The sequence below is a fragment of the Deltaproteobacteria bacterium genome, from assembly GCA_019308905.1.
Taxonomy (GTDB): domain Bacteria; phylum Desulfobacterota; class BSN033; order WVXP01; family WVXP01; genus JAFDHF01.
In genome coordinates this window covers 1-18,313 of the sequence record JAFDHF010000077.1, presented here as the reverse complement: position 1 = coordinate 18,313, position 18,313 = coordinate 1, and the positions used below count along the sequence as shown (strand labels likewise).

Sequence of the window (18,313 nt, the reverse complement as noted above, 5' to 3'; positions counted from 1 at the left end):
CGGGCCTGCGTCATGAAAGTGGGGTAGACTGTGGTCTTCTGTCTTCCCAGTAGTCTTCGAGGCGGCCGGATTTGATTGTGCAGCGCAGGGAGATGATGGCGTTAGCGCCTTGGAGGGACCATTCCATGCCGGATTGTTTGAGCCTTTGGCCGATGATGGTTTTGCATCCGGCCTCGACGACGCCGGAACCGACAAAGAAGCCCTGTGCGCGGAACTTCCCGTAGCGCATCCGGTCTTTATTCTTCTCAAGGTAGGTGATCTCTTGTTGGGCCTTGTGTTTTGCTTCCGGGGTTTGGGGGAGATGTTTGTGGGCTTGACGGATAATCTTGTCGATTCTGCCTTGGTCCAGGTCCCTCCACCAGCAGATGCGGTGTTGAACAACCTGTCTTTCATTTGAGCCGAACAGAATCTTGCACAGGTCCGACACATGTTGACGGGCGTGGTAGAGGTCAATGATCTGGGTTGCTTCGTAGAAATGCATCTCGGCTATGTTCTTGACCCATTCGGCTCCGTCGCCAAGCACTACTGCCCGTTGTGCATCGGATAGGCCCCTACGGAGGGCTTCGGTGTAAATGCGCCAGCCAAACTGCTCTGCTCCCTCGATGGCTCCGACAAAGCTTGTCGAGTCAGGATCGCGCACAGGGAGGCCCTTTTTGTCGGTTGTGGTTTGGGTGAAGACGCAGCCAAGCTTGACCTCTCGGGTGCGGGCTGACCCGTCGGCCTGTCTTCCTTTACGCCCCTTGAGTTCCTGCTTGGTCATCGGCACACCCGTGCCATCGTAGCATATATAGAAGACAGGGATTGTCTTTTGGACTGGGGACTCCTCCTGGCGGCTAAGGATCTCCTGGCGCTCCCTTTTTGACCACTGTTCCATCTGCTTTCCAATGCCCTCGGCAACCCGCTCCACATCCTTGGCACTGACCCTGATGCCCGCATAAACCTTTAGATCATCACGGCCTTCTTTGAAGGTGGACCGGCTTCCGGCCCGGGCCATCATCCGCCGCAGACCCGGTGATCTGCCCGTACCCACCACGTCGAGCTGTTCATCGCCAGGGTAGCGCGTCCTTTTGCAGACCGGACATTGGAACATGGAGCGCCGGTAGGTCACAGGGCCCAGGATCGTCAAAAGCTGCTTTGCTCTGAGACCTTTGCTCTCCATCTGGCCACCACAGCGGCACCACAGCGATCCCTCTTGTCTACCAGAGCCAATCGCCTCAAGCAGACCAGCCAAACTCCTCGCACCCGCACAAAGAACCGCTGCCCTTAGGGCGGTCTCCCAAGCCTCCAGGTCCACGTGGTTCGCCCGGGCAGCCTTGGACAGAATCGACCCTACCTCCCTGTCCTGCTCAACGGCAACCTCGACCGTTTTTTTTTCAGCCCTTCTTCCAAAGACTGCTCCAATTGACCGAGCCGCTCGGTCAGTACCTCAAACTCCTTGCAAAGCGAAACAAACCTTTTGTGAGCCTCTGTCTGCCTCCTGGCCCATTGGAGCTGGGCGGGTGAAGTCAACCGTTTGCTGGCCGTCTTGTTGCCCTCTCTCCGGGATAACACAAAGTATGGACCTCGCAAAAGGGGCTCCTTCCTGCCCTTGAGACGGACCTTCAGGAATTGCTGATTGATCGTCCCCCTTCTCATGCTACGAATCGATCGCATTTGCTCAAGAATCGCATCACGACGGGCTTCCAGTTCCCGGATACCGTCCATAGCCGCCTCCTATTGTAGATTTAGCTCTACAATACAGCACAACAAAAAAATAGTCCCGAGCAAAGGGGGCCGTTGAAATTGTAATTGGATGAAGCTATAATAACAGCGGGCAAGTGAGGGTAACGTAGAAAGAGAGAGCAGCCGCAGTTCCCAGCAGTTCCCAGTGGTATGGATCTTGCAGTTCCTTAATCTGAAAACTCTTACAGGTGACATATGGCTCTACCCCTTGGCCCATAAGGTGAATCGGTCAATCTCAGCTTGGTTTTAGCCGGGCTTATCAGTCTCATGGAGCAGGTAGTTCCTCGTTCTGGCAGAGCACGCTCGAAATTTGAAGGGGGAAACACCTGCTTTTTTTTCAAAAACACGACGTCGCTCTCGGGTTGCAAGGAGTCCGGCGAGAAGGGGGGTCCTCGAGAGAATTCGGATCCGATAGTAAAGGAGGCCTGACATGTCCACGATGGATTTCAAGAAGATCATCGAGGAGTCCAGGAAGGAGGACCAGGAGGACCAGTGGGAGGGCACCTGCCTCGAGTACATGGAGCTGATAAAGGAGAATCCCTCCATCGCCCAGCTCGCTCCTGGAAGGCTGTACAACATGGTCATAGACAAAGGCAGCCAACCCATCGAGGACTCCATCAAGCTCCCCGATTACGAGGACATGGTGAGGTACAATTTCTTCCAGGACGAACTTTACGGCCTCGAGGAACCCCTCCACGACATCATGCGGTTCTTCAAGGCCGGCGCCAGGAGAACAGAGACGGGCAAGCGGATTCTCATCCTGGTCGGGCCCGTATCGAGCGGGAAATCCACCATAGCTTCCCTGCTGAAAAGGGGGCTCGAGCGTGATCCCACGCCGATTTACGCCATCAAGGGATGCCCCATGCACGAGGAGCCTCTCCACCTGATTCCCAAGAATCAGAGAGCCAAGTGGGAGAAGATTCTCGGCGTCAGGATCGAGGGGGACCTCTGCCCTCTATGCAGGTTCAATCTCCTCGAGAACGAACAGTACCGGGACGACGAGGGAAACGTCCTCTGGGAGAGCTTCCCGGTTGTCAGGATTCGTCTGGACGAAGCAGGCCGCACCGGCATCGGCACCTTCCAGCCCTCAGACCCCAAGAACCAGGACGTGGCCGAATTGATCGGGCGGGTGGACCTGTCCAAGATCACCCAGTACGGCGAGACCGATCCGAGGGCCTACAGCCTGGATGGGGAGTTGGAAATCGCGAACAGGGGCTTGATGGAATACGTCGAAATCCTGAAATGCGACATCAAATTCCATTACATCCTGATTACAGTCGCCCAGGAACAGGTGCTCAAGGCACCCGGCTTCCCTCAGATCTACGTGGACGAGGTCATTCTCTCACATACAAACCAGACGGAGTTCGATAAGTTCAAGTCGATCAAGGAGAACGAGGCCCTCCACGACCGGATGTATCCCATCTTTGTCCCCTACAATCTGAAGGTCAAAGAGGAGGAGAAGATCTACAAGAAGATGATCGAGCGGAGTGAATTCCGGCAGATCCATCTTGCTCCCTATACCCTGAACGTGGCCGCGCAGTTTGCGGTGCTCACACGGCTGACCGACAGCCAGATCTGCCCCAACCCGATCAAGAAGATGAAGTACTACAACGGAGACCCTGTGGCCGAAAAGGAGAAGGACCAGGTGGACCTCGTTGAACTCCGTCTCGAGGGCAAGAAGAAGGGTGAGGGGATGTCGGGCATCAGCCCGCGCTTCGTCGTCAACGCCCTCAACGTGGCCCTCGGTGAAAAGGAAGGGGTAGGATGCGTCAACCCTCTCGATGCCATTCGTGCCCTCAGGGCGAATTTCGAACACCACATCGGCTTTACAGAGGAAGAGAAGACCCAGTACATGGGCCTCCTTGTGGGCGAGAAGGACAGCGTTCTCAGCGAATTCAAGGAGCTCGCCAAGAAGGAGGTCAACAGGGCCTTCCTCTTCGCATACGAGGATCAGGCTCAGGCCCTGTTCGAGAACTACATGAAGAATGCAACGGCCTTCTGCCTGAAGAAGAAGATCCGCGACCCCGTGACCAACGAAGACCAGGAACCCGACGAGAAGCTGATGAGGAGCATCGAAGAGATGATAGGGGTCTCTGAGAATGCCAAGAAGGAGTTCCGCCAGGGGATCTTCGTGTTCAAGAGCGATGCCATCGATCAGGGCAGGGAGTTCAACTTCAACACCTACACACCCCTGCAGGAGGCCATCGAGCGGAAACTCATCGGCGACCTCAGGAACGTGGTCTCCCTTACCATTGCAGACAAGACCCGGAAAGACCCGAAAACCCTGAAGCGGCGCAAGGACGCCGTTGACGCCCTGCAGAAAAAGGGCTACTGCCCGGTATGCGCCGAGAACCTCTTGCAGTTTGTCGGCGATGTGCTCAGGAAAGAGGAGTAACAGGAACCCCGGGGTCTCTGAGACGTAGCCATGGCCATCAAGAAGCAGGACTGGGGACTCTCCCAACGGGGGCTCAAGGATGCAGCCCGGCACCGGCAAAAGATCAAGGAGTCGATCCAGAAGAACATCGCGGAAATCATAAGCGATGCCTCGATCATCACCCGCAAGAAGGGGCAGATCGTCAAGGTGCCGATTAGGGGTCTGAAGACCTACCGTTTCATCCACAAGCGTGAGAGTTCAGGCGGTGTCGGTACGGGGCAGGGGGAAGGGGACAAGGGCGATGTGATCGGACGCCAGCCCACTCCCGACAGGCGCCCCGGGCAACCCGGGGAACAGCCCGGCATAGATTTCCTCGAGACGGAGATCGACATCGAAGAGCTCATCGACATGATGCTCAAGGATCTCGGTCTCCCCAACCTCAAGAAAAAGGCCCTCACCGAGACCGCCATCCCAAAGGGCTGGAAGTTCGCCGGTATCGAGAAATCAGGACCCATCGCCCACCTGGACAAGAAGCGGACCCTCAAGGAGGCTGTCAGGAGGACTTCGGCCTTCGTAGGCGAACTGATGAGGCGCACCGGGGAGACCGAAGAGACCTGCAGGAAGGCTCTGGCCGCCGCAAAAGGGGATCTCCTCGGAGCGGAGAGGATTATCCGGGAAGGCGGACCCGCAGGAGAGACGGAGCCCTTCATCCCACTTTTCAGCGAGGACCTCCGTTACCGGACCCTGGAGAGGGACGTGGAGTATCAGTCGAACGCCGTGGTCCTTGCGATGATGGATGTTTCCGGAAGCATGGGGACCATGAAGAAGTACCTTGCCAGATCCTTTTTCTTCTGGCTCGTCGAGTTTCTGAAGCAGCTTTACAACCGCGTTCAGATCCGCTTCATAGCCCATACAACAGAGGCGAAGCTGGTGGAGGAGCATGATTTCTTCCACAGGGGAGAGAGCGGCGGCACCTTCTGCTTCTCCGCCTATGACCTGGCCATCCACTTGGTGGAGACCGAGTACAACCCGGTCCGGTGGAACGTCTACCCCTTTCACTTCTCCGACGGAGAAGACTTCGACCCCCTGAAGACCGTGGCCTCTGCGAAGAGACTCCTCCAGATGGGTGTCAGCATGCTCGGCTACGGCGAAATCCAGGCCGATCCGTACAACGCCTCGAGGCTCATGGAGAGCTTCGGGAGCGAACTCGATCTCGAGGAGCGACAGATCGGAACCGGAGGCTTCAAGGTACTCTCCGGGAAAGACCCGGCCACGCCCTTTATGGGGGCTGTTCTCAAGGAGAAATCCCACGTCTATCTGGCCCTGAAGGAATTCCTGAGAAAGGAAAGGGAGTTTTAGGTGGAGGCACGGTGGATCCTGATCTGAGACGACTCAACAGGTTCGACGAAAGAATCCAGGATATTGCCCGGGAATTCAATCTCGACTTCTTTCCCCAGGAGTTCGACGTGATTCCCTCCCAAAAGATGCTCGAGATACTCGCCTATCGGTTCCCCGTCAACTTCTCTCACTGGTCTTTCGGGCGGGATTACGAGAGGGAAAAGACCAAGTACGAATACGGGTTCGGCATACCCTATGAGGTGGTTCTCAATTCCGACCCTTCCAGGGCCTACCTGATCAACACCAACCCATTCCCGGTGCAGGTCATGGTGATGGCCCATGTTTACGCCCACAACGACTTCATGAAGAACAACATCTACTTCAGGCCCACCCGGCGGGACATCCTGCCTTCAGCCTCGGAGGCGACGATCCGCTTTCAGAGATACGAAAAACGCTTCGGCCTCGAAGCGGTCGAGCAGGTGGTCGACTCGGGTTTCAGCATCGAGTTGAACATCGATCCCGACTTCTTCATCCGGGAAGAGAGCGAGGAGGAGCAACTGGAGCGGCTTACCACCCCACCGGCCCGGCCCGAGAGGCATGGCCCATACGAGGACCTGATCGCCCCGAAAAAGCCAAGGCGTGCCCCGGAGGATACCTACGACAGGAAGACCCCCCTCGAGCCGGAACGGGACGTCCTCCTTTACATCATCAACCATTCCCCCAAACCCCTCAAGGAGTGGGAGAAAGACATCCTATCGGTTATTCGAGACCAATCCCGCTACTTCATGCCCCAGAGAAGGACCAAGATCATGAACGAGGGCTGGGCGACCTTCTGGCATATGAGAATCATGGACCGCCTCTTCAAAGAGGGCCTTCTCAACGAAGAGGAGCACGGGTTTTACAATCTGTACAACGCCAGGGTCCTCGCGACCAACCCTCGCATGGCCAACCCCTACCTGGTGGGGCTCAAGATGTTCGAGGACATCGAGGACAGGTGGAACAAGGGAAGATTCGGGAAGGAGTGGGAGGAGTGCGAAGACCCCAGGAAGCGGGATGCCTGGGACCTGGGATCGGGCCTGGGAAGGGACAAGATCTTTGAAGTGAGGCGCCGATTCAGCGACAGGTTCTTCATCGAGGAGTTCTTGACGGAAAAGCTCGTGGACGACCTCAACCTCTATCTCTATGAAGGCCGTCAGGAGCACGGGGAGATACGGTACGTGATCACGGACAGGGACTGGCGGCACATCAAGAGGCTCTGGGTCTCCCATTTGAGTACCTTGGGCACTCCCCTCATCATGGTGGAAGACGGGGACTACAAGGGCAAAAGGGAGCTCTTCCTGAGACACGCTTTCGAGGGGATCGAACTGGACCAGGAGTACAGGGAAAAGACCCTGGAGCACGTCTTCTACCTCTGGAATCGTCCGGTTCACCTGGAGTCCGTCGTGGACGGCCGGGAGGTGGTCTTTTCCTTTGACGGAAGCGGCCATACCCTGACCCAGAAGCGGTGATCTCTCCTAATCTCCCGGAACGCGTTTCTCCACTGTCACCGGTATGGGATGTATTGCAGCGGGTTTCCGGTCCTTGCCGATCATATCGATGGTCTTCCACTTTCCCTGCCGAAACCGCCAGAGATAGACCAGAGCCAGGACGATGATATAGAGGGTCGCCCAGACCCAGGCCGCGAAGAGTCCCCCGTGAAAGACCGACACCGTGAGATAGACCGGAGGAACAAAGAGGGTCCACCCCGCAATCACCGAAGTCCACATGACAAAGCGGGTGTCACCCGCCCCCTTGAGCCCGGCGGAGAAGGCGATGCCGAGAGCATCAAAGACACTGTAGACGGCCACCATGATAAGGAGGTACCGTCCGTAACCGATGATGGCTGCAAAATCCCCTGCTTGGTGGCCCCTGGTCTTGAAGATGGAGAGCAGCTGAACCGGGAAAAGGACGAAGACCAGGGCCATGACTCCCATATAGATCAAAGCCAGCGTCAGGGCCGAATACGTGGTCTTCTCCGCCAGATCGGGTTCCCCGCGCCCCATGTATTGACCCACCAGGGTCGAGGTTGCAATGGAGACGCCGATGACGGGCATGAAGGCGAGCATGTCGATACTGAAAGCTATGTTGGTGGCGGCCAGCTCCACCGTGCCCAGCCTGCCCACGAGAATAACGAAGAGGGTAAAGCAACCCATATCGAGAAAAAACTGGAATCCGGCAGGCATACCGTACTTCAGCAGTTTCCCAAAAAGCCGGCTTTCCAGCTTCACCCGGCGGGTCCCGAAGCGCCGGTTGTTCTTCGCGGTCAAGAAGAGGGCCCCCAGGATGACAACGGGCACAATAGAGGCCAGGACCGTTGCTATGGCAGCACCGGCAAGGCCCATTTCGGGGAGCCCCAACCTGCCGAAAATGAGACCGTAATCGAGCACGCCGTTGACCGCGTTTCCCGCCATGTTGGCAATCATCGTCGTCTTCGTGTCGCCCCTCCCGGTAAAGAAACCGGCCAAGGCGCTCTGTAGAGGAACCAGGCCTCCTCCCCACATTAGAATGGAGAAATAGGTGATCTCCAAGTCGATGATCTGTGCCGCGTGACCTCCCCATCTGAAGATGATCGGCCCGAGGGGGATGAAGAGGACGATCGCCATGTAGGAGGCGAGGCTGAAAAACACGCCCTGCCATGTGGCCGTACCGCATGCCCGGTGGTCTTCGGCACCGAAATACTGGGCCACGATGGTGGTGGTATATTGGCTCACTCCCATGAAGAAACAGATGATGGTGAAGGAGGTGATTCCGGCGGGAGTGGCTGCGGCGATGGCCCTCTCGCTGTACCAGGAGAGAAACATCCGGTCCACGAAGTGCATTACCGTCATGGAGGCGGTGCTCAGGATAAGGGGATAGGACAAGGAGAGGATCTCTCGATAACCACCTGGAACTGGTTTGTTCTCGACACGACGGAACATGGAGGCCCTCTGCCGGCCTGCAAAGCACAAAACCTCACCCAGGGCCCGGTGCAGGCTCCACCCGCTCCTCACCAGACCCCGCTCATGGCCGGTCTACAAGGCTATTATTTTTGACCTCAAATCTCAAGGCCGCGGCGAGGTTGTTAAGTCGGGGATTTTTTGTTAACATGCAGATCCCATCGTCCCGCCGACGAGCCGAGGCGTCGACCTGTTAATAACAAGATTGAAGGGTGAGCTCGATGAGGGAAGGGACAGGACGAACCGGGAACACCCATAGGTTCTCCCTTAGGGTAGCTGCCCTGATTCCGGCCCTCGCACCAACCCTGATCCTCCTGGGGTGTTCGACCCCCCTCTACCTGGCCAAGCTCGGATGGGGAGAGGCGAAGATAGTCCTCCGGAGCCGGCCGAACGACCGGGTGCTCGGCGACCCGGCCGTCGAAGAATCCACCAAGGAGAAGATCAGGCTGGTCATGGAGGCGAAGGCCTATGGGGAGAAATCGATCGGACTCGACAGGACCTCGAATTTCTCAACCTTCTATCAGGTCGAGGGTCCTTCGCTCCTCTACGTGGTTACGGCCTCCAGGAAAGACCGCCTCGAGGCTTATTCGTGGTGGTTTCCCATCACGGGGAGGGTCACGGAAAAGGGCTTTTTCGGCTACCGGGACGCCCTGAAGGAGAAGGAGAGACTCAGGGCAAGAGGACTCGACGTCTATGTCCAGGGGGCCCAAGCCTACAGTACCCTCGGTTGGTTCAAGGATCCCATCTTCTCGACCATGCTCGATCAGGATCCTGCCATGGTGGTCAACGTGGTCCTCCACGAAATGACCCACGCCACGGTCTTCTTCAAGGGCGAACTCGATTTCAACGAACAACTCGCCACCTTCGTGGGAGGCCAGGGGAGCGTCGATTTCACAGGAATCAAGTTCGGGGCTGGATCGCCCGTCCAGAGGCGGGCAGAGGGGTTCATACAAGACAGCATCCTCTTCGCCCGTTTCATAGACGCCCTCCGGGGTCGGCTCGAAGAGATATACAGCCTGCCCATCCCGTTGGAGGCGAAGCTTGAGAGAAGGGAGGCCGTTTTCCTCCAGGCAAAAAAGGAATTCAAGGAGATCGAAGGGAGACTAAGAACGGATCTCTACACCGGCTTCGAATCCGTCCCCCTCAACAACGCATCGGTCCTCGCCCTGGGGCGGTATGTCGCCCACGTCGAGGGAATCCAGAGGGTCTATGAGGAACTGGGCAGATCCTTGAAGAAGACCGTCTCCTTTTTCAAGGAGCTCAAGAGAAAGGGGGTCGCCCACCCCCGGACTTATATGGCCCACTGGTTGGAGGAGAAGAGGTCGGAGAAGTCCGCCTCTCCCGTCGGGGACTGAAGCCATCGGCCTCAGCCGCCTTTGGACAGGAGGAACGAGGCGAGGTGTTTCTGGTGTTCCTCTGAAATGCCGACAAAGCAGACGCCGGCTTCATAGCCGAATTCTCCCTGAGTCGCAAGGTAGACCACTCTGCCCCGGGGACTGATTGCACGCCCGCGCACGACAACCGTGAAGTCGTAGGTCTCGGCAGGAAGGAGAAAGTAGCGGCACTGGATTTTCATACCGCCGAGACTGATGTCGCTTGTCTCCCCGATTCTCAACTTACTGAAACATATGAAAGAGATGGGGCAGTTGACTCGAAAACGCGGATACCTGCGCTTTTCTTTCCAGCCCTGAGCCATCCATACCTCTTGCAGCCGTCTGTGTCGACTCCCGTCCCCGAAACGCCTTATGCTAACAGATAATCCTCCGGTTGAGAAGCAAAATTTTCGTGGAGCCTGCTATATCGGAGTTGGCTCGTAGAGCGGGGAAGGGGCAGGAACTGCCCACCCGCGAACCTTGATGGGTTCACCCCGTGAGCTCAGGGGCAATGGGACAAGGGTGTCTCGTGCCAAAACAAAAAGCCGCAAAGTCATACAGTTGTGAGAATCCTCACCTGAAGACTCGGAAAACTCCACGGATTTTCGAGGAGTTCCGGCCCCCTCGAAACCCATGTCCCAGGGCGTTTTGATTGTAGAGATATCTCTCGATCTTTGAGGATTCAGGACCTTCAGGGTTCCAGGCGGATTACCCGATCACAGAGGGCGGCGAGGCGATCCATCCGGCTCCTCTCCCTCCGGCTGAGAGGACCCTCTCCCAAGGCCTTGCCGTAGTAGCCGTTGATGACAGCCGTGTGAGACGGCCTCAGCACCTCCATAAGCCGCTCCAACCTGCCCCCTTGCAGATAGAGAGACACGTCGTTTATAACGAGAATCCCTCTCGGCCTCTTGAGGTATTCCGAGAAAAGCCGCTCGATCTCCCTCGCATTTCTGAGGCTGTAGGACTCCACCTCTTCCTCATCCCTCCCGGTCAACCTCGGAGGGATAACCTTGGTGGTGTAATAGGCTATGAGCGGGTGTGGAGGAGGCACCATCTTGCCGCCGATGCCACGGGTCGTCTCAGGAGCCAGATCGAGGACGGCGACCTCCTCGCTCCGGCGGTCGACCGTCAGGCGCACAAAGTCCAGGGTCATCCGGGTCTTCCCGGAATTCACGTCTCCCAGGATCAGGGTCTTCTTTCCCCAATATTCCTCAAGAGAGCACACTGGTCGGCCTTCCAGTCAAACCACGAGGACAAGCCCGATGAGGCTGGCGCAGGGTACCTGCTCCGGCGTGGAGGAATCGCCGATGGGAACGAGTCTCCACCCCACCCTCTTTGCTATGGCGAAGACGTCGAACCCGCACGCCTCCATGGCGGGCCTAGCCCGCAGGGGGTAGCGGCATGGTTGGCCCGTAAGTACGGCACAGGGCCTCTGGGGAAGGCAGAGGGAGCACTCCCCTGCCGCAAAACCCATGGCAAGGTGGAACCCCGAGTAGAAGGCGTGGCCCTCCAGTTCGGCCACCATCTTCTTGTGCCTGATCTCCGCCGATACATGCCTCTTTCGCCACTCCTTGCCCACAAAGTCGCCGACAGGGACATCGAGTTGAAAAAGCAGGGCCCACTCGTACTCGGCCACGATGGCCCTGGTGACCTCCGGTTTCAAGGGGTTGTGGGGAGGGCACATGATACTGCTGCCATAGTACTTGCATCCGGGGATGAAGCACTTGGCCCAGACACTGTGCCGGATGACGAGCTGGCCTGCAGGAACGATCACGGCGCGATCGGCCCCCAGCTCCAGGGCATGGTTCCTCAAGGCCTCGAGTTGCTTCTCATACGTCATGGTGTCCAGCCTCCGAGTTTCACGAGGAGGAACCGGGCCGCAAGGAATGTGGTGACGGCTATGGCAGCAATACCCAGTACGTTCAACGCCGGGGAATTTCTCCTCTCTCCTGCGAAACGCCTCCGGTTGAGCAGGACCATGACGAGGACGAGAACCAGGGGAGTACCGCAGAGCCCCAGGGCGAGCATGATCACGAGCAGCAGGATGAAGCTCCCCTTGAGAAAGGGGCCGAGAACGCTTACGGCACACCCGACGAGCACGAGGAGACCGAACCTGGCGTCTTTCGAGTTGAGCCCCCAGTGGAACTTGTCCGCGACAAAGTAGGCGCCCGCAAGGTAGGTGGGGGACAGGGTGGAGACCTCGGCACCCCACAGACCGACCAGGAAGATTGCTTCACCGTGTTTTCCCAGGAGAGGTGCCAGACTCGTGGCCACATCGAGGGCGGAGTTGACCTCGATCCCTTTGGGATGGAGCACGGCGGCAGCGGCGAGGAATATGGAGACACTATAGAGGCCGAAGGCGAAAAACATGGAGAAGACCGTATCGAACCGGGCAAGTCCCATGTCGGCGCTCGTCCATCCTCTGGCATTGACCGTGTAGGTATGCATGGCAATGATCGTGATGTGGACCGCTCCTCCCATGATCCCCGCCATGACGACGGCCGAACTCAACCCCGCCGGAATCGAGGGGATAAGCCCTCTCATGATGGAACCCACTGGAGGTCTCACCATGACCACGGTGAGCAGGAAGCAGAGAACGACGATCCCCACCAGGACCTTGCAGAAGATCTCAAACTTCCTGTAACCCCCGAAGATCAGAAAGAGGAAGAAGAAGAGGCCGTACGGAAGGCCCCAGAGGGGCGATGCGATTCCCGTAATGAGGGAAGTCGTCCCGGACAGGGCCTTCATCAGCACCAGGGCCGCCAGCCACGTCGCCAGCAGGGCGTCCACGGTGAGCGTCCAGCCCCAAAAACCGCCCAGGTGGACGTCAACGAGATGAATCAGCCCACCCTGGCCCAGTATGCCGGTCTTGGCGGCGAGATACTGAGAGACAGTCGCAAGGAGGGCGCTCAGGACGACAACCCAGAGGAGAGAATAGCCGAAGGCCGCCCCACCCATGGAGACACTCGCCAAAGTGGCGGGTCCACAAGCCACGGCACTGATCACCCAGGCCGGTCCCATCTTTCTGAAGTATGTCCCGAAACCTCTCACACCCTGAGTCCTTATCGAAAAAAAAAACCGTACAGTCCCTGAGGACCAATACGGCGCCTTTTCCCCGAAAAGGGGGCCTCCTCATACGGAACGCCCGGTCTACGGCAAGATCCCCCTCTTCCTGCGACGCCGCTTCCCTCCGCTGGAATTATCCAGATCAGGTTCAAAGGGTTGTCAATGACGACTCTCAGCTAACCACCCCTAGCGGGCCATTACAACCATAATCCCACTTCTGGCCGGCCTTTGTCAATCAAAAAACCAGGGGGACTTCCCCATTTTGGGCATACCTCTTGTTCCCGGGCAACATTGCCGAAGCGGTGGGTTACCCATCGAGGTTGACCGGGGAGGGGCGATGTCGTGTTCGTGATTCGTGTTCGTGGGGAAGGGGCAGAAATCCCCATCCGCGAAACTCCAGTGGGTCACACTGTGGACTGGGGCGAAGGAACAAGAGGCTTCCACTTGAGAACCAAGAAATATCCTTGCAAAATCAAGACACCTCGGAACATGCGCTCCAAGAAGTGGGGGAACGCCCCGGGACGTCAGGCCGGATAAGGTGTCAGAAGATCCGATGAGAGAGCGGGAATCCTTCAACTCCTGCCGGGGATACTGAGGATTCGAAGGGCATGCCCGGTTATCTCCACAAAACGTTGGATGCCCTCCTTCGAAATGACCAGTGTGCTCGTATTCACCAGGGGATGGCAGCGAAAAGCCTTGGAGTTCCAAATCTCCCTGTCTATGACCACCTCCACCTCTCCTGCCGGGTCGTTGGCAAGCCCCAGGATCGTAACGGCTCCTGGATCCACTCCGAGGTATCTACGGAGCCGATCCGGAGAGGCGAACCCCAACTTGTTCACCCCGAGAAGAGAGGCAAGAGCCTTCAGATCGACAGCCTTCTCGTATCCCACAACCACGAGAAAGTGGCGCCGCCCTTTCCTGTCGCGGACAAAGAGGTTCTTTGTCTTCGCCCCGGGCAGAGGTGGAACGAGCCGGTCCGCTTCCTCGCAGGTAAAAACCGGGGGATGATCCTGGCGCTCATATTCGATGCCGTGCTCGGAAAGAAACCTGTATATGTCCATGATTCACGGATCCCCTCGGGCTCCCCGGAGCCCCTTCCCGGCGATTTCCCCCGGTGCGTCCCGGTCCCGACCCGTCCGAGAGGCGTTCAGGGGCCCGCCCTCCCCCGGGCCTGCTCCTGCTCCACGCCTTGGTCTGCCAGGAACGAGTCGATCAGCCTGCGAGAAATACTCATCTTGGAAGGAAGGCCGGGGAGACTGTCGGGGGTGAACCAGCGAGCGTCCTCGATCTCATCAGGATCCGGGGTGATCTCCCCTCCCGCATATGCCGCGGTAAACCCGATCATGAGTGAATGGGGAAAGGGCCAGGGCTGGCTGGCGAAGTAACGTATATCTCTGATTCTCAGTCCCACCTCTTCCCGGACCTCACGGGCCACGGCCTGCTCCAGCGTCTCGCCGGGTTCCACGAAGCCGGCGATCACGCTGTACCTCCCCGGTACGAAGTGACTCGACCTGGCAAGCAGCAGTTCACGGCCCCGTGCAACACGGACTATGATCGCCGGTGAAAGGCGGGGGAACTGCAGCAGACCGCAGCGGGGACACTCCTTGGCCCTCTCGGTGGGCAGGATCTTCACCGGACTACCGCACCTGCTGCAGAACTGGTGAGTCCTGTCCCATTCCACGATCTGCAGGGCTCGGCCCGCCAGGGTGAAGAGGTCTTCATCGATGACAGTGTAAACCTGGCGAAGACCCTGGAATACCATTCCAGGCGGCGCTGCCGACCCTTGGGCCACTTCCACGGCATAACAGGGACTGCCGTCGAGGCGGCCGAGGTAGTGTTGCCGTTCCGCTCTCAAACCCAAGGCACCCAGATCCGCCAGAAAAGGGATCGCCCCCGAGGAGGCACCGGGAACAATGAGAAGCCTATCCCCCTGGAAGACGAACCACCAGGACGGCCCCTCTCGGCCCGCCGGTGGGACGATACCGGAAATGAATTGTCTCTTCTCTTCCATGGTCTCTCTTTCACCCCTGCCGGCCCGAGATCTCCGTGGAAGGTTTGCGTCCTTTCGAGGATGTGATGCACCCAGGGCGCCGTCCTGGGTATCCAGACCACCTGCGGCCTGACTCAGGACTCCAAGGCGTATTCCACCGCCGCCACCGCATGGATCCTTGTCGTATCGAAAAGTGGAACAACGCTGTCACCGTCTCGAACCAGCAGGCCGATCTCCGTACAACCGAGAATGATGCCCTCGGCTCCCTTGTCGGCCAGATGCTCCATGATCCGGAGATACTGATCTCTTGAGGACGCCTTTATCTCTCCTCTACAGAGTTCCTCGTAGATCACCCGGTGAACGAGTTCTCTGTCGTCATCGGCCGGAACAAGGACCTCCAGTCCGTGCCTCTCCATGAGCCTGCCCTTGTAGAAATCCTCTTCCATTGCAAACCGGGTCCCCAAAAGGCCGACCCTGCCGAGTCCGAGGGCCTTGATCCTCTCTGCAGTGGCATCGGCGATATGGAGAAGGGGCACAAGGATATTCCTCTCCACCTCGTCTGCCATCCTGTGCATCGTGTTCGTGCAGATAACGATGAAATCGGCGCCACCGTTCTCCACCCTCCGAGCCGCGGCAATCATAAGGTCCGTGGCTCTCCCCCACTCCCCACTGTGCTGGAGAGCTTCTATCTCGGCGAAATCCACGGAGTACATGACACTCTTGGCCGAATGAAGCCCGCCGAGTCTCTCCCGGACGGTCTGGTTTATGATCCGGTAGTACTCGATCGACGACTCCCAACTCATACCTCCGATAAGACCGATCGTCTTCATGACTCCCTCTCCCGGGTCCCAAGCCAAGGGTTTCTTAGTCCTCCACAGCCGAAACGGGACGCCGCATCCGTTTTGTCCCTCCACGGCGGCGCTTTTCCTCCAGCCGCCGCTTTCTTGAGACCCCGGTCGGACGGGTTCTCTTGCGATTCCTCGGCTTCTCGGCGGCCTTACGGATAATCTCGACCAGTCGTTCCACTGCGTCCCGGCGGTTCTGTTCCTGGCTGCGGAAGCGCCTGGCGTCTATGATGAGGATGCCCTCTCGAGTGATCCGCCCCCCGGCCAGTCGAAACAACCGGTACCGAACCTCCTCGCTGATAGAGGGCGAATGAACCACGTCGAATCGGAGTTGTACGGCCGTGGCGACCTTGTTGACATTCTGCCCGCCCGGACCCGAGGCCCTTATGAAATCGAACTGGATCTCGTCAGGGTCGATGGAGATATCGGCTGTGACGCGGATCATGCTCCCTAGGTCGTCCCCTGAAGCCGCTGAGATCCAGCCCTGTCCTCTTCTACCGTCGATTGTCGAGACATGAGTCCCGCCGCCCCGGCAGAGCCGCTGCTAGGCACTCAGGGCACTCTCAAAATCGTCTATTATGTCCTCTAACGCCTCGATGCCGACCGAGACCCTCACCAGACCGTCCGAGATCCCCAGCCGCTCCCGCTCCTCCGGGGAGAGGCCTGAATGAGAGGTTGTAGCCGGCCGCGTGACGAGCGTCTCCACACCTCCCAGGCTGGGAGCCACGACGGGCAGTTTCGTGTTCCGGATGAACCGATCTGCCGCTTCGACACCCCCCCTCAGTTCGAAACTCAGCATGCCGCTGAAACCCTGAAACAACCGGGACGCGCGATCATGAGCGGGATGGCTCTCAAGGCCCGGATAGTTGACTGTTTCAACGGCAGGGTGTTCTTCCAGGAACCGTGAGAGCCTCAACCCGTTCTCGTTCTGCTGCCTCACCCTTACCGCAAGGGTCTTGAGACCACGGTGGAGGAGAAAACAGGCATGAGGATCGAGGGAGCCGCCGAAGTGGTTGAGCTTGTGCGTGATCTCCCCGATCAGATCCGCCCGGCCGATCACGGCACCGGCCACGATGTCTGAATGGCCGTTGAGGTATTTCGTACAACTGTGAAGGGAGAGATCGAACCCCCATTCGAGGGGGCGGAAGTTGACCGGACTGGCAAAGGTGTTGTCGATGAGCGACAGGAGGCCGTGGGCCTTGGCGAATCGGACGACAGCCTCGAGATCGGCGACCTTCAATAGGGGGTTTGTCATGGTCTCGACATAGATCGCCCGGGTGTTGGGCCGCAACTTCTCCTCCCACGAATCGGGATCGTATCCGTCAATAAGATCGAACGAAATCCCCAGGGCCGAGAGATCCTTCGAAAAAAAACTGTAGGTGCCGCCGTACAGGCAGTCCTGTGCCAGGAAGTGATCCCCGCTGGAGAGAACGGCCAGAAGAGACGCCGATATCGCGGCCATTCCGCTGGCCGCCACGAGGGCCCCTTCACCGCTTTCCAGGGCGGCGAGCTTCTCGTGGAGGGCAACATGGTTCGGTGTATTGTTCAGCCGGATGTACCTGGTGTCGTGATAGCTCGTCTCACCACGGTACTCGAACATGGCGGACTGAAATATCGGCATACTCACAGACCCGCTGATCCGGGGCTCAGGCTCCCCGGCGTGGATGAGCTTGGTTTCAAGGTGTTTGTATGTCCTGGCCATAGATGGATCCTCCCCCCCCTTTCTCCAGGATCGACTCACGAAGATCGTGGTTTCAGAGACGGCCGTGACCACTCGGCCACGGCCGGTGGGTGCCCCGGCCGCCGGGGATCCCCGTACAGTACGATCATGCGATCGGTCCAGATCGCACAGCCTGGGATTTTGCAACAGATAAAGAAGATAGACACAATAGTCTATTACATAATGGCACCTCGTTCAACTCGACAACGGCCTCAGGGGGGTTCCCACTTTTTCGCGGCAAGGCCCCAGCGCGATCTATGGAGCTTCTTGACCTTTGCACAACACCCTTGTCCCCACCGGCATAGCGGAGGCGGTGGGTAACCCTCCAGGGAGATTTCCATTGACACCAAAAGGGCGTGGTGATAGTTTGAAGATGGGTTGGATTGCCTTCTGGGAGAATCCATGTGGTTGGAGTTTTCAATCGATGGCGGCCCGAAAAAAAGGAGGTGATGTCAGCTTCGGACCAGCCGTAGAATCCAGAAAAGGAGGCGATGGGAAGAAGGAAAACCGAAGACCATTTCCACACTCTGATAACTCAAGATTTCAAGGAGGAGAAGAAATGGGACGCAAAGCTCATAAAACCTTTCTGGTCGGGTTAGTGGTAGCAGGTTTCCTTCTGGGGGGCGCCCTGGCGCAGGCGGGGCAGAATCTGGTTCAGTTGACCGTGGTCGGTGATTCCGGGCACAACCAAAAACCCTGGGAATGGTACAAAAAGGATTTCGCCGAGAAGTTCGGCGTGGACCTGAAGATCGTCGGGGTACCATTCGCCCAGGTTTACGAAAAGGAGAAGATAGAGTTTGTTACCCATACCGCGGCTTATGACATCATCACATTCTACCCGAAATACCTGGGTGACTATGCGGGAGCGGGTTATCTCGTAGACCTCGGGAAATATGCCGCGGAGCTGGAC

At 58.0% G+C, this 18,313-nt stretch carries 17 protein-coding genes and 1 riboswitch; of the genes, 5 read left to right on the top strand and 12 right to left on the bottom strand.

Annotated elements, in window-relative coordinates:
• Positions 1–10 precede the first annotated feature (10 nt).
• Both JRJ26_18240 and JRJ26_18235 read right to left on the bottom strand, forming a co-directional pair.
• Complete coding sequence (locus JRJ26_18240; protein MBW2059433.1) at positions 11–1,402, bottom strand: ISKra4 family transposase; 1,392 nt, start codon at positions 1,400–1,402, stop codon at positions 11–13.
• Positions 1,330–1,704, bottom strand: coding sequence for a hypothetical protein (locus JRJ26_18235; protein ID MBW2059432.1), 375 nt, complete (start codon positions 1,702–1,704; stop codon positions 1,330–1,332). Before JRJ26_18235 ends, JRJ26_18240 begins: the two co-directional genes overlap by 73 nt.
• A gap of 457 nt (positions 1,705–2,161) precedes the next feature.
• Here JRJ26_18235 and JRJ26_18230 point away from each other — a divergent pair, with 457 nt between their 5' ends.
• From JRJ26_18230 to JRJ26_18220, 3 genes are read left to right on the top strand one after another with little or no spacing between them, the layout of a single operon-like run.
• Complete coding sequence (locus JRJ26_18230; GenBank protein MBW2059431.1) at positions 2,162–4,117, top strand: protein prkA; 1,956 nt, start codon at positions 2,162–2,164, stop codon at positions 4,115–4,117.
• Between the two features lie 30 nt (positions 4,118–4,147).
• A complete protein-coding gene (locus JRJ26_18225; protein MBW2059430.1) occupies positions 4,148–5,455 on the top strand; it encodes a DUF444 family protein in 1,308 nt (435 codons plus the stop codon).
• Positions 5,456–5,466: 11 nt separating this feature from the next.
• On the top strand, positions 5,467–6,942 hold the full coding sequence (locus JRJ26_18220; GenBank protein ID MBW2059429.1) for a SpoVR family protein: 1,476 nt from the start codon (positions 5,467–5,469) through the stop codon (positions 6,940–6,942).
• Positions 6,943–6,948: 6 nt separating this feature from the next.
• On the opposite strand, the gene JRJ26_18215 is transcribed toward JRJ26_18220, so the two are convergent.
• Positions 6,949–8,391: an MATE family efflux transporter gene (locus JRJ26_18215; protein ID MBW2059428.1), complete on the bottom strand. Its 1,443-nt coding sequence runs from the start codon at positions 8,389–8,391 to the stop codon at positions 6,949–6,951.
• Positions 8,392–8,630: 239 nt separating this feature from the next.
• Here JRJ26_18215 and JRJ26_18210 point away from each other — a divergent pair, with 239 nt between their 5' ends.
• Complete coding sequence (locus JRJ26_18210) at positions 8,631–9,764, top strand: aminopeptidase (protein MBW2059427.1); 1,134 nt, start codon at positions 8,631–8,633, stop codon at positions 9,762–9,764.
• Between the two features lie 11 nt (positions 9,765–9,775).
• Here JRJ26_18210 and JRJ26_18205 read toward each other — a convergent pair whose 3' ends face one another.
• The 9 genes from JRJ26_18205 to JRJ26_18165 form a co-directional block, all read right to left on the bottom strand.
• A complete protein-coding gene (locus tag JRJ26_18205; protein MBW2059426.1) occupies positions 9,776–10,105 on the bottom strand; it encodes a PilZ domain-containing protein in 330 nt (109 codons plus the stop codon).
• Between the two features lie 368 nt (positions 10,106–10,473).
• On the bottom strand, positions 10,474–10,935 hold the full coding sequence (locus JRJ26_18200) for a hypothetical protein (GenBank protein ID MBW2059425.1): 462 nt from the start codon (positions 10,933–10,935) through the stop codon (positions 10,474–10,476).
• A gap of 87 nt (positions 10,936–11,022) precedes the next feature.
• Positions 11,023–11,622, bottom strand: a complete 600-nt coding sequence (locus tag JRJ26_18195) for a DUF2284 domain-containing protein (GenBank protein ID MBW2059424.1) — start codon at positions 11,620–11,622, stop codon at positions 11,023–11,025.
• Positions 11,619–12,833: a divalent metal cation transporter gene (locus JRJ26_18190; GenBank protein MBW2059423.1), complete on the bottom strand. Its 1,215-nt coding sequence runs from the start codon at positions 12,831–12,833 to the stop codon at positions 11,619–11,621. The genes JRJ26_18195 and JRJ26_18190 overlap by 4 nt, the downstream gene beginning before the upstream one ends.
• Positions 12,834–12,950: 117 nt before the next feature.
• Positions 12,951–13,046: riboswitch (TPP riboswitch) on the bottom strand.
• A gap of 374 nt (positions 13,047–13,420) precedes the next feature.
• The gene (locus JRJ26_18185) at positions 13,421–13,909 is read right to left on the bottom strand and encodes a prolyl-tRNA synthetase associated domain-containing protein (protein ID MBW2059422.1); all 489 of its coding nucleotides are present in this window, start codon (positions 13,907–13,909) and stop codon (positions 13,421–13,423) included.
• Between the two features lie 86 nt (positions 13,910–13,995).
• Complete coding sequence (nudC, locus tag JRJ26_18180) at positions 13,996–14,859, bottom strand: NAD(+) diphosphatase (GenBank protein MBW2059421.1); 864 nt, start codon at positions 14,857–14,859, stop codon at positions 13,996–13,998.
• Positions 14,860–14,972: 113 nt separating this feature from the next.
• Positions 14,973–15,668: an aspartate/glutamate racemase family protein gene (locus JRJ26_18175; GenBank protein MBW2059420.1), complete on the bottom strand. Its 696-nt coding sequence runs from the start codon at positions 15,666–15,668 to the stop codon at positions 14,973–14,975.
• Positions 15,669–15,702: 34 nt separating this feature from the next.
• Positions 15,703–16,128 carry an aminoacyl-tRNA hydrolase gene (arfB, locus tag JRJ26_18170; GenBank protein ID MBW2059419.1) on the bottom strand — a complete coding sequence of 142 codons (426 nt, stop codon included), beginning with the start codon at positions 16,126–16,128 and terminating at the stop codon, positions 15,703–15,705.
• A gap of 99 nt (positions 16,129–16,227) precedes the next feature.
• Positions 16,228–17,385 carry an aminotransferase class I/II-fold pyridoxal phosphate-dependent enzyme gene (locus JRJ26_18165; GenBank protein MBW2059418.1) on the bottom strand — a complete coding sequence of 386 codons (1,158 nt, stop codon included), beginning with the start codon at positions 17,383–17,385 and terminating at the stop codon, positions 16,228–16,230.
• Between the two features lie 577 nt (positions 17,386–17,962).
• Here JRJ26_18165 and JRJ26_18160 point away from each other — a divergent pair.
• The coding region (locus tag JRJ26_18160) for an extracellular solute-binding protein (protein MBW2059417.1) at positions 17,963–18,313 on the top strand (351 nt) is incomplete at its 3' end.

Bases quoted from the DNA above. Each gene is read 5' to 3' on its own strand.
- JRJ26_18235 (MBW2059432.1), bottom strand. From the start codon at position 1,704: ATGGACGGTATCCGGGAACTGGAAGCCCGTCGTGATGCGATTCTTGAG.
- JRJ26_18230 (MBW2059431.1), top strand. From the start codon at position 2,162: ATGGATTTCAAGAAGATCATCGAGGAGTCCAGGAAGGAGGACCAGGAG.
- JRJ26_18225 (MBW2059430.1), top strand. From the start codon at position 4,148: ATGGCCATCAAGAAGCAGGACTGGGGACTCTCCCAACGGGGGCTCAAG.
- JRJ26_18215 (MBW2059428.1), bottom strand. From the start codon at position 8,391: ATGTTCCGTCGTGTCGAGAACAAACCAGTTCCAGGTGGTTATCGAGAG.
- JRJ26_18210 (MBW2059427.1), top strand. From the start codon at position 8,631: ATGAGGGAAGGGACAGGACGAACCGGGAACACCCATAGGTTCTCCCTT.
- JRJ26_18205 (MBW2059426.1), bottom strand. From the start codon at position 10,105: ATGGCTCAGGGCTGGAAAGAAAAGCGCAGGTATCCGCGTTTTCGAGTC.
- JRJ26_18200 (MBW2059425.1), bottom strand. From the start codon at position 10,935: ATGACCCTGGACTTTGTGCGCCTGACGGTCGACCGCCGGAGCGAGGAG.
- JRJ26_18195 (MBW2059424.1), bottom strand. From the start codon at position 11,622: ATGACGTATGAGAAGCAACTCGAGGCCTTGAGGAACCATGCCCTGGAG.
- JRJ26_18185 (MBW2059422.1), bottom strand. From the start codon at position 13,909: ATGGACATATACAGGTTTCTTTCCGAGCACGGCATCGAATATGAGCGC.
- nudC (MBW2059421.1), bottom strand. From the start codon at position 14,859: ATGGAAGAGAAGAGACAATTCATTTCCGGTATCGTCCCACCGGCGGGC.
- JRJ26_18175 (MBW2059420.1), bottom strand. From the start codon at position 15,668: ATGAAGACGATCGGTCTTATCGGAGGTATGAGTTGGGAGTCGTCGATC.
- arfB (MBW2059419.1), bottom strand. From the start codon at position 16,128: ATGATCCGCGTCACAGCCGATATCTCCATCGACCCTGACGAGATCCAG.
- JRJ26_18165 (MBW2059418.1), bottom strand. From the start codon at position 17,385: ATGGCCAGGACATACAAACACCTTGAAACCAAGCTCATCCACGCCGGG.